Source organism: Roseibium sp. (assembly GCF_965229775.1).
In the GTDB taxonomy this organism is placed as follows: domain Bacteria; phylum Pseudomonadota; class Alphaproteobacteria; order Rhizobiales; family Stappiaceae; genus Roseibium.
Genome location: NZ_OZ245929.1, coordinates 1,879,134 through 1,901,283, shown reverse-complemented (window position 1 = coordinate 1,901,283; position 22,150 = coordinate 1,879,134). Strand labels below are relative to the sequence as shown.

Genomic DNA, 22,150 nt, shown 5'->3' with positions numbered 1-22,150 from the left:
GGAAAAACCAATGAGTGATATCGAACAGATCCCGGTCACGGTGACCGTAAACGGCAAGAAGGTGCAGCGCTTCGTCGAACCGCGCACCCTGCTGATCCACTTCCTGCGCGAGGAACTGAACCTGACCGGCCCGCATATCGGCTGCGAGACCTCGCATTGCGGTGCCTGCACCGTCGAGATGAACGGCATGTCGGTGAAATCCTGCACGCTTTTTGCCGCCCAGGCGAACAATGCGGAGCTGACAACGATCGAAGGAATGGCCAATCCCGATGGCACGCTGTCGGCCCTGCAGGAAGGCTTCCGCCAGATGCACGGTCTCCAGTGCGGCTATTGCACGCCCGGCATGATCACGCGCGCGCACACGCTCCTGAAGGAAAACCCGAACCCCACGGAAGAGGAAATCCGCATGGGGATTGCCGGGAACCTGTGCCGCTGCACCGGCTACCAGAACATCGTCAAGGCCATCCAGTATGCCGCCGACCAGCTCAACCAGCCTGAAACCCAGGAGGCTGCAGAATGAATGACATGACCCCGACACGGGAACAGCGCGAAGCCGCCCTTGAAGGCATGGGCTGCAAGCGCAAGCGCGTGGAAGATGTCCGCTTCACGCAGGGCAAGGGCCAGTATGTGGATGACCTGAAACTGCCGGGCATGGTGTTCGGCGATTTTGTCCGCTCGCCCTATCCCCACGCGAAGATCACCAAGATCGACGCCACCGAAGCCCTCAAGATCCCGGGCGTGATCGCGGTCCTGACCGCCGAGGATCTCAAGGGTGTGAACCTTGCATGGATGCCGACACTGGCCGGCGACGTGCAGATGGTTCTGGCCGACGGCAAGGTTCTCTACCAGAACCAGGAAGTCGCCTTCGTCGTGGCGGAAGACCGCTACATCGCGGACGACGCCATTCAACTGGTGGAAGTGGAATACGAAGAACTGCCGGTTCTGGTCGATCCGTTCAAGTCCATGGAACCGGATGCCCCGGTTCTGCGTCCGGACCTCGAAGGCAAGACGGAAGGCGCGCATGGACCGCGCAAGCACCATAATCACATCTTCAACTGGGAAGTCGGCGACAAGGACGAAACCGCAAAGGCCTTTGCCGAAGCGGACGTGACCATCAACGAGATGATCTCCTATCACCGGACGCACCCGTCGCCGCTGGAAACCTGCCAGTGCGTCGCGTCCATGGACAAGGTGAAGGGTGAACTGACCGTCTGGGGTACGTTCCAGGCTCCGCATGTCATCCGCACGGTTGCCTCGCTGCTGTCCACGATCCCTGAGCACAAGATCCACGTGATCGCGCCTGATATCGGCGGCGGCTTCGGTAACAAGGTGGGCGCCTATCCGGGCTACATCTGCTCGATCGTGGCCTCCATCGTTACGGGCGTTCCCGTGAAATGGGTCGAAGACCGGATGGAGAACCTCTCCACGACGTCCTTTGCCCGCGACTACCACATGACCACGGAGATCGCCGCAAAGAGCGATGGCACCGTGACAGGTCTGAAAGTGCACGTGCTCGCCGACCACGGCGGCTTCGATGCCTGTGCCGACCCATCCAAATGGCCGGCAGGCTTCTTCAACATCGTCACGGGGTCCTATGACTTCCCTGCCGCTCACCTGTCGGTGGATGGCGTCTACACCAACAAGGCGCCCGGCGGCGTGGCCTATCGCTGCTCGTTCCGAGTGACGGAAGCCGCCTATTGCATCGAGCGGGCGATGGACATTCTGGCGCAGAAACTGGACATGGATCCGGCAGACCTGCGCATGAAGAACTTCGTCAAGGCGGATCAGTTCCCGTATCAGTCGGCGCTCGGCTGGGAGTATGACAGCGGCGATTATCACACGGCCATGCAGAAGGCGATGGACACGATCGGCTACCGTGAACTGCGCGCCGAACAGAAGGCCAAGCAGGAAGCCTTCAAGCGGGGCGAGACTCGTGAGGTCATGGGCATCGGCGTGTCGTTCTTCACCGAGATCGTCGGCGCCGGCCCGTCCAAGAACTGCGACATTCTCGGTGTCGCCATGTTCGACAGTGCGGAGATCCGCGTGCACCCGACCGGGTCGGTGATCTCGCGCATGGGCACGAAGTCGCAGGGCCAGGGCCACGAAACCACCTGGGCCCAGATCATCGCAACGGAAATCGGCATCCCGGCCGCGGATATCATGGTCGAGGAGGGCAACACCGACACGGCGCCCTACGGTCTTGGCACCTACGGCTCCCGGTCGACGCCTGTCGCCGGCGCCGCCATTGCGCTTGCTGCCCGCAAGATCCGCAACAAGGCGCAGATGATCGCGGCGCACATGCTGGAAGTATCCGAATATGACCTTGAGTGGGACATTGACGGGTTCCAGGTGAAGGGCAATCCGGAAGCGCGCAAGTCGATGAAGGAAATCGCCTGGGCGGCCTATCATGCCCCGCCGCCCAACATGGAACCGGGCCTGGAAGCCGTCAGCTACTATGACCCGCCCAACATGACCTATCCGTTCGGAGCGTATTTCTGCGTCATGGATATCGACGTCGATACCGGCGTCGCCGCGACACGCCGCTTCTACGCCCTGGACGACTGCGGCACGCGGATCAATCCGATGATCATCGAGGGCCAGGTCCATGGCGGCCTGACGGAAGCCTTCGCCATCGCGATGGGTCAGGAAATCCGCTACGACGAGACGGGCAACGTGCTCGGAGCGTCCTTCATGGACTTCTTCATCCCGACCGCCGTCGAGACCCCGCACTGGGAGACCGACCATACGGTGACACCGAGCCCGCATCATCCGATCGGTGCGAAGGGTGTCGGTGAAAGCCCGAATGTCGGCGGTGTTCCGGCATTCTCGAACGCGGTCAATGATGCATTCCAGTTCCTCGGCAGCACCCACATCCAGATGCCCCACGATGCGTGGCGGATCTGGCAGGCTGCCAAGGACCTCGGCGCACACGGCTGAGTGAACAGGGCATTGCGGGACGGCACCCCCCTCACCACGCCGACACCCGCGATGCCCTTTTTCGTCATTCCACGGTTCAACCGTGGAATCCGGACCGATGCGGTCCCGTTGCAAAAAAGCCTCGCAAAGTTGCGCGGCAACGGGCTGGATTGCCGGATCAAGTCCGGCAATGACCGGACAGAGTTTCTCAGGTGACCAAGACAAGTCGGATGACCAAGACAAGGGAACAATTGGCGAAAGCGCTCTCGGAAACCGGCTACGTCGCGGATGACGGGCTGGCGACGGCGTTGCTGCTGACGGAGATGCTGAACCGGCCGCTTCTTCTGGAAGGAGAAGCGGGTGTGGGCAAGACGGAGGTCGCCAAGGCTCTTTCGCGGCTGGAGGAGACCGACCTCATCCGCCTGCAGTGCTACGAAGGACTTGACCGTTCCGACGCGATCTACGAGTGGAACTACCAGCGGCAGCTTCTCGCCATCAAGGCGCGCGAGGGGACCGGCGCGGCGGCGGAGCAGGTGGAAGAGGCCGTCTTTTCGGAAAAATACCTGCTGGAACGCCCTTTGCTTGCCGCCATCCGCCAGGAAAAACCGCCGGTTCTGCTGATCGACGAGGTCGACCGGGCCGACGAGGAATTCGAAGCCTTCCTGCTGGAAATCCTGTCGGATTACCAGGTTTCCATCCCGGAGCTCGGCACGGTCGAGGCGACCAGCATTCCGCGTGTGGTGCTGACATCGAACGGCACGCGGGAGCTCTCCGACGCGCTGCGCCGGCGCTGCCTCTATCACTATGTCGACTACCCGACGCCGGACCGTGAGGCGCGCATCCTGCTTTCGCGCGTCGACGGTCTCGATGCGGCGCTCGCGCTGCAGATCGCCGAACTGATGGGCAAGCTGCGCAAGGAAGACCTGACAAAGGTCCCGGGCGTTGCGGAAACAATCGACTGGGCCGCGGCGCTGCTCGGGTTGGGAACGAAAAACCTCCACGAAAGCCGGGAACTCGTTTTCGAGACGCTCGCCTGCGTCCTGAAAACCCGCGAGGACCAGTCGCGCGTCACGCAGGAAGTCACGGACCGCCTGCTGGGCAAAGTGGCATGATGCAATGACTGCGACGCTGACCCTGTCGAGTGAAGAGATCGGAGCGGCCCTTCGGCAGCGCCTCGCCGGTTTCGTGCGCTCACTCAGGGACAGCGGCTTCAAGGTCGGCCTCGCGGAAACACGGGATGCGCTGCTGCTCTTGCAGAGCCCGGCGGTGCGCAAGGCGCACACGCTCAAGCGCGCCTTCCGGTCCCTGTTTTGCGGCAGGCTGTCGGACTGGAAGGTGTTTGACGAGCTTTTCGATGCCTACTGGGCCGGGAAAGGCGTGAAGTCAGGCGTGAAGGTGTCGGGCACCAGCACGAAAAAGAGCATGAAGACGATCCGGGAACTGATGGATGTCCAGGGCACGCGTCAGGACACGATTGCCGGTGATGTCGAACGGCAACCGGGCGAGGAAGACGAAGACACGGACGACAGCCCGTCCGGACGGCGGGAAGGCGCGAGCATTGCTGACAATCTCGGCCAGGTCGATTTCCACAAGATGCAGGATCCGGAAGCGACAGCAAAGGCACATGAGCTGGCGGAACGTCTGGCGCGATCGATGCGCGTGCGTCTGACGCGCCGCGACAAGCAGAAGCGCAAGGGGCCGCGCCTCGACCTCCGCAAGACGATACGGCACTCGATCGCTCATGGCGGCACGCCGATCGAACTGATCCGCAAGGGACCGCGCCAACGGCAATTGCGGCTGGTGATCCTGCTGGACGCCTCCGGCTCGATGAACAATTACACGGCCGTTTTCACCCGCTTCGTGCATGGCATGCTGGACAATTTCCGCGAAGCCGAAGCCTTCCTGTTCCACACCCGCCTTGTGCATGTTTCCTCCGCGCTTTCGGAGCGCGACGCGGCGCGGGCGCTCGACCGCATGGGCCTGATGGCCCAGGGCGTCGGCGGCGGCACCAAGATCGGCGAAGCGCTCGCCGAGTTCAATCGCTGGCACGCGGCCCGGGTCATCCATTCACGCACCTGCGTGCTGATCCTGTCCGACGGCTACGACACCGGAGAACCGGACGCCCTGGGCGAGGAAATGGCGAAGCTGCGACGGCGCTGCAAACGCATCGTCTGGCTCAATCCGCTGATCGGCTGGCAGGGGTATGAACCGACGGCGGGAGGCATGCAGGCCGCCCTGCCGCATATCGATCTGTTCGCGCCCGCACACAATCTCGACAGTCTCGCAGCGCTCGAGCCCTACCTGGCGAAGTTGTGATCCCATGGGAGATGAAGACATGAAACACACCTCCATCCCAGGCCCGCACGAGGGCGCTGCTCCCGAGCTGACCAATGACCTCCAGCCGCTGATGAGCCGCCTGCAGGACGCCAGCGAACCCTTTGCGCTGGCAACCGTCGTCAGAACGATATCGGTGACGGCAGCAAAGGCAGGTGCAAAGGCCGTGATCGCCAGGGACGGCAGCATTGCCGGTGGCTGGATCGGCGGCGGATGTGCGCGCGCCGCCGTCGTCAAGGCGGCCAAAGCAGCGCTTGCGGATGGCGAAACGAGGTTGATCTCGCTCCAGCCGGAAGACCTGCTGTCGGATCTCGGCGTGGAAGCCGGCGAAGAGCGCGCAGGCGTCCAGTTCGCGAAGAACATGTGCCCCAGCCAGGGCACGATGGACATCTTCGTCGAACCGGTCCTGCCGCGCCCGAGCCTGGTCATCTGCGGCGCGAGCCCGGTCGCCTTCGCGCTTTCCAGGCAGGCACCGACCATCGGCTTCGACGTCACGGTCTGCGCGCCGAAGGAAGACCACGCGTCCTTCCCCGGTGCCAACCGGCGGATCGAGGGTCTCGGCCCGGATGCGATCGGAAACGCGGACACCTATGTCATCGTCTCCACCCAGGGGCGCGGTGACCTTGCGGCGCTGGAAGGCGCCCTGTCCGTGCCCGTCCGCCACGTGGGCTTTGTCGGCAGCCGCCGCAAGATCAGTGCGCTGAAGGACAAGCTGAGGGAAAAGGGCTTTGGCGACCCGGAGCTGGAGCGGATCGAAGGGCCTGCCGGGCTCGATCTCGGTGCGATCACGCCCGAAGAAATCGCCCTGTCCATTCTCGCGGAACTGCTCGTGATCCGGCGCAGGGGCCAGCGCCAGACCAATATTCAATATATCTGACATCTCAATCGGAGTACCCCACATGCAAATGAACGACAGCCAACGGATCGAAGCCCCGATACAGAAGGTCTGGGAGGCCCTGAACGATCCGGACGTGCTGAAAGCGTCAATCCCCGGCTGCGAGGAACTGACCAAGCATTCCGACACCGAGATGGAAGCAAAAGTCAAACTCAAGGTCGGACCCGTGAAGGCGACCTTCGGCGGCAAGGTGACGCTGAACGACCTCGATCCGCCCAACGGCTACACGATCGAGGGCGAAGGCTCCGGCGGTGTCGCGGGCTTTGCCCGAGGGGGTGCCAAGGTCCGGCTCGAGGAAGATGGACCGGACGCGACCATCCTGCACTATGACGTCGATGCCAAGGTCGGCGGCAAGCTTGCCCAGCTCGGTGCACGGCTGATCGATTCAACCGCGAAACGGCTGGCCGGCGAGTTCTTCACGGCGTTCGCCGAACAGGTCGCGCCGAGCGCATCCCAGGAAGAGGCTGCTCCGGAAGACGGTACGACAGAGGCTCCCGAGCAGAAAAAGGGATGGCTTGGCGGTCTTTTCGGCGGCAAGAAAACGGAAGCGCAAGCGGAAGAAACCGCTACTTGATCATCCTGGCGCCCGGGCTCAGGCCGGGGCGCCGCGTGTCCGAGGGAGGAACACATGCAAAACCCGCAATCCAGAAGCACCGCCGCCCTGCGCGAGATCCGGCAGGACCCGTCGCTCATGCTCGCGCTGGCCACCGGAACGGTTCTGACCGCGTTCCTGGTGACCGTTCACGCGTGCTGCATCGGCCTTGCCACACCCGACCATCTGGCCGCCCTGCTGCAGATCTGCTCGCCGCTGGGGTGAGGCTCCGCGCCGTCAAGGTCACCCCGGACAAGCGAAGCGCCGATCCGGGGCCTACTCAAATCACCACTTGTCAAAGCGCAAGGCAATCGCCTGAACCGCGCCCAAAAAATGGCCTATCACTCTGCAAACGAGTGGGCCCCGGCTCTCGCTTCGCTCGGCCGGGGTGACGGCTTGAAAAAAACCGCAAGCGGCCAGTCAAACGCGACCCGCGTCGCTTGATCAGGCCGGGGCCTTGATCTTGCGCAGGTAGGGCAGGACCGCGTCGAAGTCACCGAACCTGGCCCGGGCGTCGTCATCGTTGACACTCGGCGGGATGATGACGTCTTCACCGACATTCCAGTTTGCCGGCGTGGCAACGCCCTTCGACGACATCTGCAGTGCGTCGAGGGCCCGGATGACCTCGGCAAAGTTCCGGCCGACCGTCATCGGATAGGTCATGGACAGTTTCAGCTGCTTGTCCGGTCCGATGATGAAGACAGAACGGACGGTCGCGCTGTGCGCCGGGGTCCGGCCATCCGGCAGGTAGGCCTCCGCCGGCAGCATGTCGAACAGCTTGGACACCTGCAGTTCATCGTCGGCGATGATCGGGAAGCCGGGGGTCGCGCCGGAGACCTTTTCGATGTCCAGCTTCCATTTGCGATGGTCTTCCGCGTTGTCGACCGAGACGCCGATGACCTTGGTACCGCGCTTTTCCCATTCGTCCTTCAGTTGCCCGACAACGCCGAACTCGGTGGTGCAAACAGGTGTGAAGTCCTTCGGATGGCTGAACAGGATTGCCCAGCTGTCTCCGATCCAGTCGTGAAAACTGATCTGGCCCTGATCGGTCTCAGCCGTGAAATCCGGCACGGTGTCATTGATGCGAAGCGACATGGAAAGTTTCCTTTCGGATATTTGCGAAAGCGACAGACAGCCTCCCGCTGAATGCGATGCTTTACCTAGGGTCAGGACGCATTGATTTGGTTGAATTGGCGCAGCAAACGGCGATGAGCTGCAAGGAAAAACGCAACAAGCGGGCTTTCTGCCCGGTCGAGCGGTTTGACGGTGCGGATCGAAGCCGTTTTTGCGTCCTGCAGGGATAGGGTGAATTTGCCCGGCAACGTCGTTGCAAATCTTTGGAAACCAGACGGTTTCCTGCAGCTTTGCGCCTCGTATCCGAACAAATTCATCCCTACCAATTCATCCAAATCGATGGGTCCTGACCCTATGTCTTCCGCGCCCGATGAGCAATGGCCTCACCGATGATTATCTCTTTCCTGACGCGTCAGACCCGCGAGTGAGCTTACCACTCCGGTGAAAAATGGAAATGTTTCCCGGATCGCCTGAAGAGACGGCGCTATGCGCCCCAGGTGTCGCTCAGCTTGTAGCCTTCCGGCCAGGGATCGTGCGGGTCGAGCATGTGCTGATGGATACCGGTGATCCAGCCGCGCCCGCTGATCTGCGGAATGATGCCGGGCACGCCTCCGACCGTCGCGGTATCCAGGATCTTGCCGGTGAAGGCCGATCCGATGATCGAAAGCGCTTCAAACTCCTGTCGGAGGCTCATCTGGCCCCTGGCCGCCATCAGCGCCATGCGTGCCGAAACCGCCGTGCCGCAGGGCGAGCGGTCGACCTTGCCCGGCTGGATCGCAATCGCGGAACGCCCGGTATAGCCTTTTTCGGTTTCGGTCAGCGGACCGCAGAATGCGCAGAAGGAGATGTGATTCCAGTCCGGGTTCTCGGGATGCGAAAAGCCAAGCTGGTCATTTGCCGCATTGGTGATGCGCACGCCGAGCCTTGCGATATCCGCCGCTTCGCTTTCGTTCATCGCAAAGCCGAGGCTTGCAGCGTCCACGACCACGAAACTGTCGCCGCCGAAAGCGGTATCGACCGTCAGGGTTCCCAGACCCTCGACCTCAAGCGCGACATCCATCTTGTCAGCAAAGCTGGCGACATTCCGGACGTGGATCTTTTCCGCCTTGCCGTCCCGGCAATCGGCGGTCAGATGCACCAGCCCGCCCGGCGCTTCAAGCACCAGTTCCGTGACTGGTTCGGTCATCGGCAGAATGCCGCTGTCCAGCAATACGGTCGACACGCAAATCGAGTTCGATCCGGACATCGGCGGCGTGTCTTCCGGCTCCATAATGATGAACGCCGCATCGGCGTCCGGATGTTTCGGTGGCACGAGCAGATTGACATGCCGGAACACGCCACCGCGTGGTTCGTTCAGCACAAAATTCCGCAAGGTCTTGTCATTGGCCACAAAGCTGCGCTGTTCCCAAAGCGTGTCGCCCGGGGGTGGTACGACCCCACCAACGATCACATCGCCGACTTCGCCTTCCGCATGGCACGAAATCACATGAATGGTCTTGCTGCTGCGCATGACGGACCCTTTATGAATAGCGGGCGGCAGCTTTGCCGAGCGCGTCGAAAATCGGAGTGATGCCAAGTCCGGGACGATCTGCCGCCGTCATCCGGCCGTTGACACGCTTTGGCGCGCCTTCGGCGATGTCCACGGTTCCATAGCTGTTGAAGTCTGTCGCGGAAAACGTGAAGTCCGCCGGTGTCGACCTCGCAAGATGCGCAATGGCCGCCGTGGTGATGTCCCCGCCCCAGGTGTCTTCGATCGTCATCGGAATGCCATGCGCGACGCACAGATCCCGCATCAGCTTTGCCCGCGTGAGCCCGCCCACCTTGGAGATCTTCAGGTTGATGCAGTCCATCGCATCCTCCGCAAGGCTGCGCACAAGGATGTCCGGGCCGTCGATCACCTCGTCCAGGACAAAGGGAAGCCCCGTGCGCCTGCGGATCGACAGGCATTCCTCGTAGGTCATGCAGGGTTGCTCTATATAAACGTCTAGCGAGGAAACCGCACCAACCACGCGGGCCGCCTCGTGGCGCGTCCAGCCGGTGTTGGCATCGGCAACGAGCAGATCCGAAGGCTTGAGCACGGCGCGCGTCGCCTGAATGCGCTGAATATCCTCATTGGCATCGCCGCCGACTTTCAGCTGGAACTTTGTGTAGCCTTCAGCGGCATAGCCTTCGATCTTCCGCGCCATGACGTCCGGCGCTTCCTGGCTGATCGCCCGGTAGAGCACGACATCGTCCTGCGCGGATCCGCCGAGCAGCGTATAGACGGGCTGATCCGTCGCCTTTCCGAGAAGATCCCAGCACGCAATGTCGATGGGCGCCTTGGCATAGGGATGCCCCCGCAGTGCGGTATCCATGGTGCGGTTGATGGCGCCGATATTCAGAGGGTCCTGTCCCAGGAGGTGCGGCGCAAGCTCCTCCAGACCTGCCCGGACACCGCGCGCGAAGCTCGGCAGATAGGCCGATCCGAGAGGGCAGCATTCCGCATAGCCCTTCAGGCCCTCGTCGGTCACGATCTCGACAACCGTGCTGTCGAACACCTCCACGAAATTCCCGTTCGACCAGCTGTAGCGCCCCTCCTTGAGCGGCAAGTCGACCTGAAAGACATTGATCGCGGAAATTTTCATCGGAGTTCCTTCAAAAACGGTGGGCGGAAAACGGGGTCATATCGATGGGCGGAGCCGTGTCATTGACAAGGTGGATAACGAGTTCGGCTGTCCCTGCCGATTGTGTCAATCCCAGATGGCCATGTCCGAACGCATAAATCACCCGGTTGTCCTGCGGCGATCGGCCGATGACCGGAAGACTGTCCGGCAGGGACGGACGATAGCCCATCCATTGATGCCCGTCCTCGCCGGACAAACCGGGAAGGAACTGCCTGGCCTTTTTCAGAAGCGTCCCGGCCCGCCGGTAATCCGGCGGCAAGAACAAGCCGCCAAGTTCGACGGCACCGCCCACCCGGATGCCGTCGCCGATGCGCGTGACCACGAAGCCATGCCCCGGAAAGGTCAGATGGGTTTTCAGATCGAAGGCTCCTGCACCGAGCGTCGTGTTGTAGCCCCGCTCGGTTTCCAGCGGGAAACGGTCCCCGATCGTCCCGGCAAGATGATGTGACCATGCCCCCGCGCAAATAATGACCTGACCGGCGCGCCACTCAGTGCCGGGCCCGCAGAGCGCGACGGCCGCTTCTTCCAGGTTGATGGCGTTGACCTCGCCGGTCTCGACGTATCCGCCGCGCGCAACGAAAGCATCGGTCAGGTGTTTAAGCCAAAGCGCGGGATCGACGGAATTCATCCAGCGCGGGGTGAAGCCGGCATGGGTGAACCGCGTATCCAATCCCGGCTGAAACGCGGCAATCGCATCCGGCGTTTCCAGCAGTTCGAAATCGATGCCGTGCGCGCGGCGCAGATCCCAGGAGGGAAGACTGGCGCGGTACTCCGCCTCGCCTTCATAAAGCTGCAGCTGGCCTTCCCGGCGGACGAGGTGTTCGCCGGCCGTTTCCCGGACCATGTCCTCCAGCGCGCTGTGCGCCGTTGCCATCAGATCCGCCTGAGCTTTCACGGCAGCGCGGTAACGGTCCGGGCGGCTCGCGCGCCAGAAACGGAGCAGCCAGGGCGCAATCTGCATGGCGTAGCGAGGCGGGACCGACAGGGGACCGAGCGGGTCCAGCAACCATTTCGGTGCCTTGCGCATGATCCCGGGCGCGGCCAGCGGCTCGATATCGGCGAAGGCGAACGCGCCGGCATTCATCTCCGACGCTTTCTGCCTGCCGTCATTGCGGTCCAGCACAAGGACGGACCGCCCGCTCGACTGCAGCCGGAGCGCCGCCGAGATGCCGACGATGCCGCCCCCGACAACAATGATATCCTGCGTTTTGTCTCTCATCCGCGTGTCCACGAAACCCGCCTGAACCCGGTTCAAAACCTAAAAGCGTATCCCTGAGCGATAGGGATCCGCCGGATCGAAGTTGAGGGTGGCATCGGAGGTGACAAATGCCTGTCCCGTGACCGTCGGAATGACCCTTGAACCCGTCCCTTCCCGGTAGCTGATCCGGTAGGTGCTGCCGATGACGCTCTCCTGAACCCACTCCTGACCGGGTGCGAGCAGACCGTCTTCGGCAAGGCAGGCGAGCTTGGCCGAACACCCGGTCCCGCAGGGCGACCGGTCATAGGCACCGCCCGGGCACAGGACGAAGTTGCGGCTGTCGGCTTGCGGGCTGACAGGAGGGCCGAAAAGCTCGATATGATCGATCCAGGCGCCGTCCCGGCCGGTGATCCCGTTGTCCTCGAGGGCCTTGCGGATGTTCAGAGTCAGATCGGTTAGCGGCCGGATGTTCTGCGGGACGAGATCCAGCGGGCTTTCCTTGACAAGAAAAAACCAGTTGCCGCCCCAGGCGACATCACCGGTAACGGCCCCGACGCCCTCGACCTCAACGGTGACATCCTTCAGGTGACGGTAGCTTTCAACATTGGTGACGGAGACCGTGTTGGCATCCTGGAGCAAAATTTCCACCACGCCGACCGGCGTTTCAAGCTTGTGACGGCCCGGGCTGATGCGCTCCAGATAGGCTAGGGTCGCGCCCAGGCCGATCGAGGCGTGGCCGCACATGCCGAGGTTTTGCAGATTGTTGAAAAAGATGACCGACGCGGCGCAGTCGTCCCGGGACGGGGGCAGCAACAGCGCGCCGATGATGGCATCGTGACCGCGCGGTTCAAGAACCACGGATGCGCAGAAATCAAGGTAATCCGTCTCCAGGCGCGCGGCGCGTTCCCTCAAGGACCCCGTTCCGAGATCGGGTCCTCCTTCGATCACCACGCGGGTCGGTTCACCGGCCGTATGGCTGTCGATCACGCGCATTCGGCGATCACCCCATCCTGCCGGGACCAGTCGGCGTACCAGGCCCTGAAGAGCGCATATTGCGCCTCGACGTAGTTGCGCTGCGCATCGGTCAGCGCGTCCGTCTCGTTGAAATGCAGACGGTAAGCGTCGTCACCGTTCAGAACCATCAGGTGCTTGTAGTAGAGCACCAGGTCCGGACCCTCATCGAAACTGGATAGAACCGCCATGGCGTCCTCCAGTTCCTGCGCGCACCGCCGCGCTTCGACATGGCCTTCGGCAGCTCTTTCGCACAGGCGGACGAGATGCAGCACTTCCTTTGGGATCGCATTGCCGATGCCGGTGATCGCGCCGGTCGCTCCGCAATTGACATAGCCGTGCAGGACGGCCGTATCCACGCCGACCATCAGGGTAACGTCATCGTCCTTCGAGGTGATGTTCTCCGCCGCGTAGCGCAGGTCTGCCTTGCCGCCGAATTCCTTGAAGCCGACGAGGTTCGGAAACGCCTTGCGAAGCTCGAAGAAGAGATCGGCACGCGTCGCAAAGCCGTAGTAGGGGCTGTTGTAGATGACTGCGGGTAACGAACTGGCAGCGGAGAGGATCGCGCTGAAGTGGCTGCGCTGCGCGGCCGCCGAACTGCCGCGCGACAGAACGCGCGGGATCACCATCAGGCCGTGCGCACCGACGTCTGCACCATGCCGGGCATGCGCGACGGCTGAGGCCGTGTTGATCGCGCCCGTGCCGACGACAACGGGTACACCCGCGCTTACAAGCCGCTCGACGCCTTCCATGCGCTGCGCATCCGTGAGCAGCGGCCAGTCGCCCATCGAGCCGCAATAAACGACCGCGGACATGCCGGCAGCAATCAATTCCTGTCCCTTTGCAACAAGCGCATCATAATCCGGTGTGCGATCGGGCAGGCAAGGGGTCATGAGGGCCGGCATCAATCCGGTAAAGACGTTCGAGGGCATCGATCACTCCTTGCTGCAGATCTTCCGCATTCCGTGGGCATCCACCGCGTGAATGCACATCATCGCACAATGAAACCTTGCCAGCGCCAGCAATACCGGGCGTTTCCCGAATGACATCGCCGAATTGCTGTCCGCTGGAAAAGACGGCTTGAGGGATTGATAAATCAAATTGGATCCAATATTCAATATCAAATATCCGAAAAGTGACATCGTCCGCGAAACGTAAGCCGGCGATGCCGGTGAGGGACACGGCCTTGAAACTGACTTCAATGGACATTTCCGCGACAGCTTCCGCTTCATCGATCGTTTTCGAGGCGCTGCGCAAGGCCATCATTCAGGGACAACTTGAAGAGGGCGAACCGCTGCGCCAGGACGAAATCGCCCGGCTGTTCAACACGAGCCGGATTCCGGTCCGCGAGGCGATTTCCCGGCTGGAAGAGCAGGGGCTCGTCAAGACCCGGCGTTACAAGGGCGCGTTCGTCGCACAACTGTCGCCCAAGGAGACGGAAGAAATCTTCAATCTGCGGGCACTCCTGGAACCGGAGATCATCCGGAATGCGGTTCCGCGAATGACACCGGCGCAACTGCAAGAGGCGCGTAAAAAATGCGCGGCGTTTTCATCGTCGCCGGACCCGATGGAATGGGGCGATCTCAACCGGGACTTCCATGAAACGCTCTACAGTGCGAGCGACCTGACGTTCTTCAAGGAAATTGCACACAACGCCATCGACCGGGTCGAACGCCAGATCCGCGCGCAACTGGTCATGTCAAACGGCATGGACCGCGCCGACCGGGAGCACACCGAGATCATAGACGCCTGCGAAGCAGGAGACGCGGACCTTGCGGCCGACCTGACCCGCCGCCACATCGAAGGCGCAAAGGCGTTCCTTCTGGAACACTTGACCGAAGCCTGAACGCCGATCTCAGTTGGAGACTTGACTGAAACCGGTTTGATCAATTATATAGCCAAATGGCTATACATTATCAAAATTCGATGGATCGCGCGTTTCACGCGCTCGGCGACGGGACGCGGCGCCAGATCATTTCCATGCTCGCCAGAAACGGTGCGCAATCGGCAAATCAGTTGCGCGCGCCCTTCAACGTCGCCCAACCGACGATCTCCAAACACCTGAAGGTGCTGGAGACGGCCGGTCTCGTCCGCCGCGAGGTCACCGGGCGCGTGCATCTGTTCCATCTGGAAACCGACCCGCTGCAGCAAGCCGAAGACTGGATCGCCAGCCATCGCAATTTCTGGGAAGGCACACTGCGCCGCCTCGATAAGTTTGTCAGCACGGCGGATCAGGAAGACGGCCAGACATGACGGAGCCGCAAGTCCCGCTGATCGTCCGCAGGATCATCAACGCGCCGCGCACGCGCTTGTTCGACGCGTTCGGCGACGCGCAGACGCTGACGCAATGGTTCACTCCCGACCCGGGCATCACGGTGGATGCGCTGGAATTCGCATTTGAACAAGGCGGACGTTTTCGCTTGCGCTACCGGATGCCCGATGGCCGGACACCCTGTGTCGCCGGTGTGTTCCTGGAAATCGAGCCGTCCCGGTTCATCAGCATGTCCTGGGAGTGGCAGGCGCCCGATCCGCTTGAGAATGTCCCGATGACGGTGAGTTTCCGGTTCCTGGATGTTCCCGGAGGCACGGAAGTCGTCGTCGTGCACGAGGGCATTCCGTCCGACCAGGCCTGCACCATCCACGCCGAAGGCTGGGAGGCCACGCTGAAGATCCTCGAAAGCCATCTTACCCGGGAGATCCAATCATGAGAGACCTTGCCGCCCTGACCTTCGTCACGCTGGACGGTGTGATGCAGGCTCCCAGCATGCCGGACGAGGACCGCAGCGGCGGCTTCGGACAGGGAGGATGGGCCGCCCCCTACTGGGAGGGTGTCATGGAGCAGGTGCAGGAGGTGGCGACGGCCGAACCTTACGACATGCTGTTCGGCCGCAAGACCTTCGATCTTTTCGCCGGGCATTGGCCGGACGTCGAAGACAACCCGGTCGCGGACATGATGAACGCTGCCCGGAAACATGTCGTGACCTCTTCCAAAGCCCCGCTCGCCTGGACCAACGCTGAGCCGGTATCCGGAGAGATCGAAACTGAGATATCAAAGCTGAAGACGCGCGAAGGCCCGCTGCTGCAGGTTCACGGAAGCTGGCAATTGCTCCAGTTCCTGATCAGCCGGAACCTTGTCGACGAGTTCCGGCTCTGGACGTTTCCAGTCGTTGCGGGCGCGGGCAAACGCCTGTTTGAGCCCGGAACGGCACGGCAGGACATGAAACTCGTCAGATCGGCCACCTGCTTCAACGGCGCAATCATGAGCATTTACAGGCTCAGCTGAAATGCGAGCACCAGTGTTCGCAGCGCTCCGCGTCACGCACCTTGTAGAGCTTCAAGGCCTCCGTGGCGCTCATGTTGAAAGCTGCCTCGCACTCGTCGCCAAGCGCGGTCAGGCGCATCGTGTACCAGGCCGTCACCGCACCTTCGGCCGGTGCGTCAAAGACCGGGAAGGCTGGATCTCCGCCTGTTCCGTTCAGCCAGTCATTCGGCAGCCCGGGCTCCAGAACCATTGCGCGCGCCAGACCGACCGCATCAGCACTGCCGGTTTCAATCACCGCGGCGGCCTCGGCCCATGTCTTGATGCCGCCCGTCAGCATGACCGGAATGTCCGTTACTGATTTCGCCCGGCGTGCGAAATCCGCGAAATAGGGGCCGCTTGCCGAGACACCATCGGAGCTTGCGGGCGCGCCGGGGAAATAGGTGCCGCCGCTGATGTCAATGAGATCCACGGATGTCCGGTCCAGCAGGCGCACCACTTCGAGCGCCTCTTCCTCGGTAAGACCGCCTTCGAGTTTGTCGGTGCAATTGATCTTGATGCCAACAGGAACACCCGGCCCGACCGCCTTCCGGACTGCATCGATGACCTCACCGATCACACGGAACCGGTTTTCGACCGATCCGCCATAGGCATCTGTCCGCCGGTTGAACAGCGGGGACAGGAACTGGCTGAACAAGAAGCCGTGGCCCGCGTGGATCTGGACGCCGCCAAAGCCTGCCTGAAGAGCGATCGACGCGGCCGCAGCATAGATTTCCGGCAAGGCCCGGATGTCCTCCAGCGTCATGCCCGCGCATCTGAGCCCCGCCACATCCAGGGGCGACGGCCCCTTGGGACTGCTGATGGGCGGATGGGCCAGCGCGCCGGCGTGCCCGAGCTGCGGCCAGATCTGCGCGCCATGAACCGATCCCCGCTCCGCAAGACACCGCAAACCCACCTTGTCGCTCAAGGGACCGAGCACGAGATTGCCCGGTTTTTCGGGGAAAGACGGGGTCGTCTGCACCTCGCCAATCAGCGACAGGGCGGCCCCACCCCCGGCCCAGCGCTCATAGAGCCGGATCTGCCGGTCCGTCGGATTGCCCCGGCCATCGCCGAGCGAATCAGACATCGCAGCCTTGACCAGTCGGTTTTTCAGCTCAATACCGCAGGGAAGGCGAAGAGGACTGTCCAGCCTGGAATTCGGCAGATTGCTTAGACGCTTCATTCCATCTCTCCATCGAAATATTTCGATATACTTTGTTAATCGCTGCGTCTGAAAACGGCTTTTCCACCGTCTCAAGGTTTTGAAAGTTCGTCCTGAACGGTCTGCAGGAAGACCTGAATGTTGGCCTCGTCGCGCCGGTAGAAGGTCCATTGACCGTGCCGCTCGGCCGAGACGAACCCAGCCTTTTTCAACAGCCCCATGTAGTTGGAAACGGTCGACTGCGAGAGCCCTGCCTTTTCCTGGATATAGCCGACGCATACACCCTCAAGATCCGCGTGCTCGGGCAACGCAGGCGGAAAGTTCGAACGGTCCTTGAGCCATTCGAGGATCTTTCGCCTGATCGGGTTGTTCAGGGCGGCTATCGCGTTTTCAACGTCCATAAATCGAAATATCTCGATATTTGCTTTTTTGTCAAGCTTCGCTGTTCGCACGGCATCCGATCCCGGCGTTTCAACGCAGATGAGAAAATCCAAAGAGGCCTCGGACCGGCGAACACAATCATTTCCTTGAAAAACGAATGTGTTCATGCCGAACTGTCATTTCAGGATGGTCTTCGCCGGCCCCGGATTTACGCCAACAGGGTCTCGGACCGAGCCCCATACTGCCGAAGGGGCACATGCAGACCCAAAGCATCAGCACACGCTTCAATCTGACGCTCGCAATCATCGTTGCGCTCATCATGCTGTTTTTTGCAGGTGCGGCCGTTCACTTTACCGGGCAGCGAAACTCCGAAGCGCTGGACGAAAAGCTCGACAACTACATCAGCATTTCCCGGGTTGGGCTTGAGGCCCCCTTGTGGAATTTCGACTATCCGATCGTCGAAGGGTACCTGGAGAGCCTCATTCTCGACAAATCCATCGTTTTCGCCAGTGTGACGTCAACAGACGGGACCGAAATCATTCGCGAAAAGGCAGATGATGGCGGCATCGCATACAAAACCGTTTCCGAGGGCCGGGACTATTCGATTCGCGAGGGAACAATCGTCCACGAAGGCAACGAGATCGGCGCTATCCGGCTGGTTGCAAGCCGTGAAGCATTGCGCGAAGAAATTCTCACCAACACGATTGCCATCGGTGTCGTCACGCTCATCGTTCTGTCGACGATCACGCTGGCATCCGTGCTGATTTCACGCCGTTACATCGTCAGACCCCTGGCCGACCTTCAGAAATCCGCGAGCGCGATTGGCGCCGGAAATCTGGACACGAGCATCAGCCTGTCCGCAAAGGATGAAATCGGCCAGCTTGCCGGGTCCTTTTCGCTCATGCGCCAATCAATCAGGAAGTTGGTAGAGGAGCTGCGGCACGCCAACGAGACCCTTGAGGCCCGCGTTGTAGAGCGCACCCGAGAAGTGACGGCAGCGCGGCAGAAACTCGTCGATGCGATCGGCAGCACGTCGGAAGGCTTTGCCTTCTTCAACGCTGACGACACGCTCATCCTGCACAACGAGCAATATCTCAAACTGCTTTACGGAGAAGCCAAGGTCGAAATCAAACCCGGCATGTCCTTCGAGGAGATCCTCCGCCTCGGGATCAAGGATGAGCTTATCGACGTCGAGACCGGAGATCCGGAAGACTTTATCAAAAGACGTTTGGAACAGCATCGAAATCCGACCTCATCGATCCTTCAGAAGCGCGGCAAGGGCAAGTGGATACAGATCAGCGAGACCAAGACCAGCGACGGCGGCACCGTCGCGGTTTTCAGTGACGTATCTGAGCTCAAGCTCCGGGAAACCGAACTAACCGAAAAAACCGTGATGCTCGAAAACCTGTCGAGCCAGCTAGCGAAATATCTCTCGCCGCAGATTTATGCTTCGATCTTTGAAGGAACCAATGAAGTCAAGCTGGCTGCAAACCGCAAAAAGCTCACCGTGTTCTTCTCCGATATCGAAGGCTTCACGGAGACGGCCGAGCGCATGGAGTCGGAGGAACTGACGGGCCTCCTGAACAATTATCTCACGGAAATGTCCAAGATCGCGATCGAACATGGCGCGACGATCGACAAGTATGTCGGTGACGCCATCGTGATTTTCTTCGGCGACCCGGAAAGCAGGGGCATCAGGGAAGACGCCCTTGCCTGCGCGCGCATGGCAATTGCCATGTCCGAACGGATGACGGAATTGCAGGATCAATGGAAGAAGGCGGGCATCCTCGAACCCCTGAGATGCAGGATCGGCATTCACACCGACTATTGCACCGTCGGAAACTTCGGCAGTGAGAGCCGTATGGACTACACGATCATCGGCCGTGGCGTGAATACGGCTTCAAGACTCGAGTCGGCAGCCGAACCGGGCCAGATCCTCGTTTCCTATGCAACCCATGCCCACATTTGCGACGAGATCCCCTGCACGCCGCGGGGCAAGATAGAGGTCAAGGGAATTCCCTATCCGATCGAAGTATTCGAGGTTTCCACGTCCCGGACTCTGGCACTTGAAGCAGACACAGACGGGCCCGCGCCTGAAAGGCTCACACTGGATGTGGATGCGCTTTCAGAAACGGAACGCGTGAAATTTGCGGGATTGCTCGAGATCCTGCTTTCGGATCTCAAGAACGGCACGAAGGACAGCAAGCCGAAGTAGGCCGGTCAGTTCATGACGACGCCGGCCTCGACCCCATATTTCAGTTTCAGCTCGTTTATCGCGTCCGCTTCATCGACCAGGAACTGGTTGAACTCGGCGATAAGCTCCGGATGGTTCGTGGACGAGAGCAACCGTGCGCTTCTCACGTGCGGCAACGACTGATCGAAGGCAAGTGCCGTAGGTTGCCCGACGACGTTCTTGAGGTAGTAGGTGCTTGTCGCCACATTGGAATAGGCCCCGTCGATGCGGCCCGCTATGGCCTGCTTCAGGAGGCCCGAATACGAATTGTTTTCAATCAGACTGACTTGTCCGCTTTCAATCTGGTCCTGAAAGCCAATAGGGGTCCAGCCCGCGACCAGCCCCAGTTTCTTGATTGCCCCTGTGCCTTCGCCCAACTTGTCCGGCCTCACCAGCACGCCATTCACGTAGGTCACGACCGGATCGCTGTAGTGGATTTCCTTGTCTTTCTTGATATGGAGCGCCCACTTGTCGTTGTCGGGGTATTTCAGGTCACCCACGCCGTTTACAAATTCATGAAAGAGGCGCTTCACCGGAAACGCCTTGTAGACAAAGGTGTACCCGCTCCGCTCCGCAAAAAGGTCGAGAAGCTCCCGATTGAAGCCACCGTAAGCGCCATTCTGGTAAGTGGAATAGGGTGGCAGTTCCTCGTAGTCCTGCACCACGACAGTATAGGTTTTTTGCTCCGCGAGCGCAGGGAACGCCATAAGAAACAGCAACGCTGCGATGGTCCTGCAAAACAAGTGTCTCTTGAAACGCATCTTCTTGAACTCCTTGGTAAGCAAGGATTGTCTGAAAATTCTATTGCCCCCGAGAACCCATGCAAAAAGGCATGCGCTCAACCGTCCTTATTAACTATAAACAGCGTATACGATGCATGACAACGCAGGACCGGACGGATTTCGGCCTGCGCCATTGCGCGCCAGCCGGAACGACATGTCTGCCAGCGTGATAACGTCGTACAAGATCATTGCGGCGTAAGCCGGACAACCCTCGACGCCACCACGAAAACCTAGCCGCTTCACAACGCTGCTGACAGCTTTAACTCCGCAGCGTTTTTATGTGCGTGAGCATCTCTTGCACCTTCTCGGTTCGATGCAGATCGACATGGGTCACCAGCCAGAGCGGGACGGCCCAATCCTCGTTACCGGGCAGAACGGCACGAACGTCGGTCCGGCCCGCAACATCGACATCACTCAGAACCCCGAGCCCCAGCCCGGCGAGAACAGCTTCCCGCACGACGAAAGGGTCGTTCGCGGCAACAGCCACTTTCGGCGTGCCAATCCGCTCGTAAATCCAGGACCAGATGGCAAGACGGCTTTCGTTCTCCGGCGGCATCACGAACTCATGGAACGCCAGGTCCGCGACGTTGTCCGGTGCGCCTTTTCGGGAAAGATAGCTGGTATGGGCATAAAGGTTCAGCCCGACACGGCCGAAGGTCTGGACGACATAGTCGGGATGCTCGGGCTTTGGTCCTGCCCGAAGCGCGATGTGCGCTTCACCATGTTCGAGACGTTTCAGGTCTTCGGTTGATAGGATCGTGACCTGACAATTCGGGTTCGCCGACCGGAATGCCGCGATTGGTTCCATGAGCGCATTGGCAATCGGCTGAAGTGACGTGATCCTGATTTCACCCTCGATCGATCCATCGCGGCCGTTCGCGCGGTCGACGAGATCCTCCAGCAATTCATCTGTCTTTTGCGCGACCTTGAGGAGGTCCTCACCGAACTCGGTGAGCGTGTAACCCTTCGGGTGGCGGATGAATATCCTTGCTCCCAGCTCTTTCTCCAGAACATCGATGTGGCGGTTGACGGTGGCTCTGTGTGCACCCAGAGCGCGAGAGGCCGCGCTCACCGTGCCAAGTTTGGCGACGTGGTAGGCCGTCCGGAGTTCGGTCCACTTCTCCATTTCGTACCTGTACATTTTACGCGCATATTCTGCGCTTTTTTGCGCATTGATTTGCAATTATGCAGCATACATTTTCGAACATGACAACTGCGAATACTATCTGGAACCGAATATGACCTATCTTTCTCTTGGACTGCGTGCCCTCCTGACACTCGTGTTTGTAGGCGCCGGTGGCGCGAAACTTGTCGGTGTCCCAATGATGGTTGAAGGCTTCGACGCCATCGGCTTCGGCCAATGGTTTCGATACTTCACCGGCGGCGTCGAGGTGGGTGGAGCAGCACTTCTCTGGTGGCCGAACCGGCAGGCCGTCGGCGCTTCGGTTCTTGGCGGAACAATGGTCGGCGCCGTCTTGACACACTGGTTCATAACAGGCCCGTCGGCAGTGCCGGCAATTGTGCTTGGACTGCTCTGCGCCGCCGTTCTTTACCTGCATCGCGATCAGATCACCGCAATCCTGGGCGGCACGCGGGCCTCGTAGCAGGTCT

At 60.8% G+C, this 22,150-nt stretch carries 25 protein-coding genes; 13 read left to right on the top strand and 12 right to left on the bottom strand.

The features are described 5' to 3' along the window. Positions 1 to 10: 10 nt before the first annotated feature. The 7 genes from ACO07N_RS08665 to ACO07N_RS08635 all read left to right on the top strand — a co-directional run bounded on the left by ACO07N_RS08665 (position 11) and on the right by ACO07N_RS08635 (position 6,962). Positions 11 to 520, top strand: coding sequence for a (2Fe-2S)-binding protein (locus ACO07N_RS08665; protein WP_421980632.1), 510 nt, complete (start codon positions 11 to 13; stop codon positions 518 to 520). After that, positions 517 to 2,937, top strand: a complete 2,421-nt coding sequence (locus ACO07N_RS08660) for an aerobic carbon-monoxide dehydrogenase large subunit (protein WP_421980631.1) — start codon at positions 517 to 519, stop codon at positions 2,935 to 2,937. Before ACO07N_RS08665 ends, ACO07N_RS08660 begins: the two co-directional genes overlap by 4 nt. Before the next feature lie 209 nt (positions 2,938 to 3,146). Further along, a complete protein-coding gene (locus ACO07N_RS08655; RefSeq protein ID WP_421980630.1) occupies positions 3,147 to 4,028 on the top strand; it encodes an AAA family ATPase in 882 nt (293 codons plus the stop codon). A gap of 4 nt (positions 4,029 to 4,032) precedes the next feature. Then, the gene (locus ACO07N_RS08650; RefSeq protein ID WP_421980629.1) at positions 4,033 to 5,232 is read left to right on the top strand and encodes a vWA domain-containing protein; all 1,200 of its coding nucleotides are present in this window, start codon (positions 4,033 to 4,035) and stop codon (positions 5,230 to 5,232) included. Positions 5,233 to 5,251: 19 nt separating this feature from the next. Next, entirely contained in the window at positions 5,252 to 6,127 is an 876-nt protein-coding gene (locus ACO07N_RS08645; protein WP_421980628.1) for an XdhC family protein, read from the top strand. Positions 6,128 to 6,149: 22 nt separating this feature from the next. After that, positions 6,150 to 6,719, top strand: coding sequence for an SRPBCC family protein (locus tag ACO07N_RS08640; protein WP_421980627.1), 570 nt, complete (start codon positions 6,150 to 6,152; stop codon positions 6,717 to 6,719). A gap of 54 nt (positions 6,720 to 6,773) precedes the next feature. Then, on the top strand, positions 6,774 to 6,962 hold the full coding sequence (locus ACO07N_RS08635; RefSeq protein ID WP_421980626.1) for a hypothetical protein: 189 nt from the start codon (positions 6,774 to 6,776) through the stop codon (positions 6,960 to 6,962). A gap of 219 nt (positions 6,963 to 7,181) precedes the next feature. Here ACO07N_RS08635 and ACO07N_RS08630 read toward each other — a convergent pair whose 3' ends face one another. The 8 genes from ACO07N_RS08630 to ACO07N_RS08595 form a co-directional block, all read right to left on the bottom strand. After that, entirely contained in the window at positions 7,182 to 7,832 is a 651-nt protein-coding gene (locus ACO07N_RS08630; protein WP_421980625.1) for a peroxiredoxin, read from the bottom strand. A gap of 71 nt (positions 7,833 to 7,903) precedes the next feature. Continuing rightward, positions 7,904 to 8,146, bottom strand: coding sequence for a hypothetical protein (locus tag ACO07N_RS08625; protein ID WP_421980624.1), 243 nt, complete (start codon positions 8,144 to 8,146; stop codon positions 7,904 to 7,906). A gap of 149 nt (positions 8,147 to 8,295) precedes the next feature. Continuing rightward, positions 8,296 to 9,321, bottom strand: a complete 1,026-nt coding sequence (locus ACO07N_RS08620) for a trans-3-hydroxy-L-proline dehydratase (protein ID WP_421980623.1) — start codon at positions 9,319 to 9,321, stop codon at positions 8,296 to 8,298. Positions 9,322 to 9,331: 10 nt separating this feature from the next. Further along, positions 9,332 to 10,435, bottom strand: a complete 1,104-nt coding sequence (locus ACO07N_RS08615; RefSeq protein ID WP_421980622.1) for a cis-3-hydroxy-L-proline dehydratase — start codon at positions 10,433 to 10,435, stop codon at positions 9,332 to 9,334. 10 nt (positions 10,436 to 10,445) lie between these two features. After that, on the bottom strand, positions 10,446 to 11,693 hold the full coding sequence (locus ACO07N_RS08610; protein ID WP_421980621.1) for an NAD(P)/FAD-dependent oxidoreductase: 1,248 nt from the start codon (positions 11,691 to 11,693) through the stop codon (positions 10,446 to 10,448). A 39-nt stretch (positions 11,694 to 11,732) separates the two neighbouring features. Continuing rightward, positions 11,733 to 12,665 (bottom strand): proline racemase family protein, encoded by a 933-nt coding sequence (locus ACO07N_RS08605; RefSeq protein ID WP_421980620.1) that lies wholly within the window; start codon positions 12,663 to 12,665, stop codon positions 11,733 to 11,735. Next, positions 12,656 to 13,615 carry a dihydrodipicolinate synthase family protein gene (locus ACO07N_RS08600; RefSeq protein ID WP_421980619.1) on the bottom strand — a complete coding sequence of 320 codons (960 nt, stop codon included), beginning with the start codon at positions 13,613 to 13,615 and terminating at the stop codon, positions 12,656 to 12,658. Before ACO07N_RS08600 ends, ACO07N_RS08605 begins: the two co-directional genes overlap by 10 nt. Continuing rightward, positions 13,539 to 13,892 carry a hypothetical protein gene (locus ACO07N_RS08595; protein WP_421980618.1) on the bottom strand — a complete coding sequence of 118 codons (354 nt, stop codon included), beginning with the start codon at positions 13,890 to 13,892 and terminating at the stop codon, positions 13,539 to 13,541. The genes ACO07N_RS08600 and ACO07N_RS08595 overlap by 77 nt, the downstream gene beginning before the upstream one ends. Here ACO07N_RS08595 and ACO07N_RS08590 point away from each other — a divergent pair. From ACO07N_RS08590 to ACO07N_RS08575, 4 genes are all read left to right on the top strand, one after another. Then, positions 13,870 to 14,529 (top strand): GntR family transcriptional regulator, encoded by a 660-nt coding sequence (locus ACO07N_RS08590; RefSeq protein WP_421980617.1) that lies wholly within the window; start codon positions 13,870 to 13,872, stop codon positions 14,527 to 14,529. The genes ACO07N_RS08595 and ACO07N_RS08590 overlap by 23 nt on opposite strands. A gap of 80 nt (positions 14,530 to 14,609) precedes the next feature. Further along, the gene (locus ACO07N_RS08585; RefSeq protein WP_421980616.1) at positions 14,610 to 14,936 is read left to right on the top strand and encodes an ArsR/SmtB family transcription factor; all 327 of its coding nucleotides are present in this window, start codon (positions 14,610 to 14,612) and stop codon (positions 14,934 to 14,936) included. After that, complete coding sequence (locus tag ACO07N_RS08580) at positions 14,933 to 15,391, top strand: SRPBCC family protein (RefSeq protein ID WP_421980615.1); 459 nt, start codon at positions 14,933 to 14,935, stop codon at positions 15,389 to 15,391. Before ACO07N_RS08585 ends, ACO07N_RS08580 begins: the two co-directional genes overlap by 4 nt. Next, a complete protein-coding gene (locus ACO07N_RS08575) occupies positions 15,388 to 15,966 on the top strand; it encodes a dihydrofolate reductase family protein (protein WP_421980614.1) in 579 nt (192 codons plus the stop codon). Before ACO07N_RS08580 ends, ACO07N_RS08575 begins: the two co-directional genes overlap by 4 nt. On the opposite strand, the gene ACO07N_RS08570 is transcribed toward ACO07N_RS08575, so the two are convergent. Together ACO07N_RS08570 and ACO07N_RS08565 are read right to left on the bottom strand one after the other, a co-directional pair. Next, positions 15,959 to 17,164, bottom strand: a complete 1,206-nt coding sequence (locus tag ACO07N_RS08570; protein WP_421980613.1) for a tRNA-dihydrouridine synthase — start codon at positions 17,162 to 17,164, stop codon at positions 15,959 to 15,961. The genes ACO07N_RS08575 and ACO07N_RS08570 overlap by 8 nt on opposite strands. A gap of 71 nt (positions 17,165 to 17,235) precedes the next feature. Continuing rightward, positions 17,236 to 17,544 (bottom strand): ArsR/SmtB family transcription factor, encoded by a 309-nt coding sequence (locus ACO07N_RS08565; RefSeq protein ID WP_421980612.1) that lies wholly within the window; start codon positions 17,542 to 17,544, stop codon positions 17,236 to 17,238. Between the two features lie 236 nt (positions 17,545 to 17,780). Here ACO07N_RS08565 and ACO07N_RS08560 point away from each other — a divergent pair, with 236 nt between their 5' ends. Continuing rightward, entirely contained in the window at positions 17,781 to 19,739 is a 1,959-nt protein-coding gene (locus ACO07N_RS08560; protein ID WP_421980611.1) for an adenylate/guanylate cyclase domain-containing protein, read from the top strand. Positions 19,740 to 19,744: 5 nt separating this feature from the next. Here the strand turns inward: ACO07N_RS08560 and ACO07N_RS08555 are convergent, their stop codons facing one another. Both ACO07N_RS08555 and ACO07N_RS08550 read right to left on the bottom strand, forming a co-directional pair. Next, on the bottom strand, positions 19,745 to 20,518 hold the full coding sequence (locus tag ACO07N_RS08555) for a substrate-binding periplasmic protein (protein ID WP_421980610.1): 774 nt from the start codon (positions 20,516 to 20,518) through the stop codon (positions 19,745 to 19,747). A gap of 280 nt (positions 20,519 to 20,798) precedes the next feature. Then, the gene (locus ACO07N_RS08550) at positions 20,799 to 21,680 is read right to left on the bottom strand and encodes a LysR family transcriptional regulator (RefSeq protein WP_421980609.1); all 882 of its coding nucleotides are present in this window, start codon (positions 21,678 to 21,680) and stop codon (positions 20,799 to 20,801) included. Between the two features lie 97 nt (positions 21,681 to 21,777). Here ACO07N_RS08550 and ACO07N_RS08545 point away from each other — a divergent pair, with 97 nt between their 5' ends. Beyond that, positions 21,778 to 22,143, top strand: coding sequence for a DoxX family protein (locus tag ACO07N_RS08545; protein ID WP_421980608.1), 366 nt, complete (start codon positions 21,778 to 21,780; stop codon positions 22,141 to 22,143). Positions 22,144 to 22,150 lie beyond the last annotated feature (7 nt).

Bases quoted from the DNA above. Each gene is read 5' to 3' on its own strand.
- ACO07N_RS08550 (WP_421980609.1), bottom strand. From the start codon at position 21,680: ATGTACAGGTACGAAATGGAGAAGTGGACCGAACTCCGGACGGCCTAC.
- ACO07N_RS08575 (WP_421980614.1), top strand. From the start codon at position 15,388: ATGAGAGACCTTGCCGCCCTGACCTTCGTCACGCTGGACGGTGTGATG.
- ACO07N_RS08610 (WP_421980621.1), bottom strand. From the start codon at position 11,693: ATGAGAGACAAAACGCAGGATATCATTGTTGTCGGGGGCGGCATCGTC.
- ACO07N_RS08555 (WP_421980610.1), bottom strand. From the start codon at position 20,518: ATGCGTTTCAAGAGACACTTGTTTTGCAGGACCATCGCAGCGTTGCTG.
- ACO07N_RS08565 (WP_421980612.1), bottom strand. From the start codon at position 17,544: ATGGACGTTGAAAACGCGATAGCCGCCCTGAACAACCCGATCAGGCGA.
- ACO07N_RS08640 (WP_421980627.1), top strand. From the start codon at position 6,150: ATGCAAATGAACGACAGCCAACGGATCGAAGCCCCGATACAGAAGGTC.
- ACO07N_RS08585 (WP_421980616.1), top strand. From the start codon at position 14,610: ATGGATCGCGCGTTTCACGCGCTCGGCGACGGGACGCGGCGCCAGATC.
- ACO07N_RS08660 (WP_421980631.1), top strand. From the start codon at position 517: ATGAATGACATGACCCCGACACGGGAACAGCGCGAAGCCGCCCTTGAA.
- ACO07N_RS08605 (WP_421980620.1), bottom strand. From the start codon at position 12,665: ATGCGCGTGATCGACAGCCATACGGCCGGTGAACCGACCCGCGTGGTG.
- ACO07N_RS08655 (WP_421980630.1), top strand. From the start codon at position 3,147: ATGACCAAGACAAGGGAACAATTGGCGAAAGCGCTCTCGGAAACCGGC.
- ACO07N_RS08620 (WP_421980623.1), bottom strand. From the start codon at position 9,321: ATGCGCAGCAGCAAGACCATTCATGTGATTTCGTGCCATGCGGAAGGC.
- ACO07N_RS08615 (WP_421980622.1), bottom strand. From the start codon at position 10,435: ATGAAAATTTCCGCGATCAATGTCTTTCAGGTCGACTTGCCGCTCAAG.
- ACO07N_RS08560 (WP_421980611.1), top strand. From the start codon at position 17,781: ATGCAGACCCAAAGCATCAGCACACGCTTCAATCTGACGCTCGCAATC.
- ACO07N_RS08545 (WP_421980608.1), top strand. From the start codon at position 21,778: ATGACCTATCTTTCTCTTGGACTGCGTGCCCTCCTGACACTCGTGTTT.
- ACO07N_RS08650 (WP_421980629.1), top strand. From the start codon at position 4,033: ATGACTGCGACGCTGACCCTGTCGAGTGAAGAGATCGGAGCGGCCCTT.
- ACO07N_RS08595 (WP_421980618.1), bottom strand. From the start codon at position 13,892: ATGTCCATTGAAGTCAGTTTCAAGGCCGTGTCCCTCACCGGCATCGCC.
- ACO07N_RS08600 (WP_421980619.1), bottom strand. From the start codon at position 13,615: ATGCCCTCGAACGTCTTTACCGGATTGATGCCGGCCCTCATGACCCCT.
- ACO07N_RS08630 (WP_421980625.1), bottom strand. From the start codon at position 7,832: ATGTCGCTTCGCATCAATGACACCGTGCCGGATTTCACGGCTGAGACC.
- ACO07N_RS08645 (WP_421980628.1), top strand. From the start codon at position 5,252: ATGAAACACACCTCCATCCCAGGCCCGCACGAGGGCGCTGCTCCCGAG.
- ACO07N_RS08570 (WP_421980613.1), bottom strand. From the start codon at position 17,164: ATGAAGCGTCTAAGCAATCTGCCGAATTCCAGGCTGGACAGTCCTCTT.
- ACO07N_RS08665 (WP_421980632.1), top strand. From the start codon at position 11: ATGAGTGATATCGAACAGATCCCGGTCACGGTGACCGTAAACGGCAAG.
- ACO07N_RS08580 (WP_421980615.1), top strand. From the start codon at position 14,933: ATGACGGAGCCGCAAGTCCCGCTGATCGTCCGCAGGATCATCAACGCG.
- ACO07N_RS08635 (WP_421980626.1), top strand. From the start codon at position 6,774: ATGCAAAACCCGCAATCCAGAAGCACCGCCGCCCTGCGCGAGATCCGG.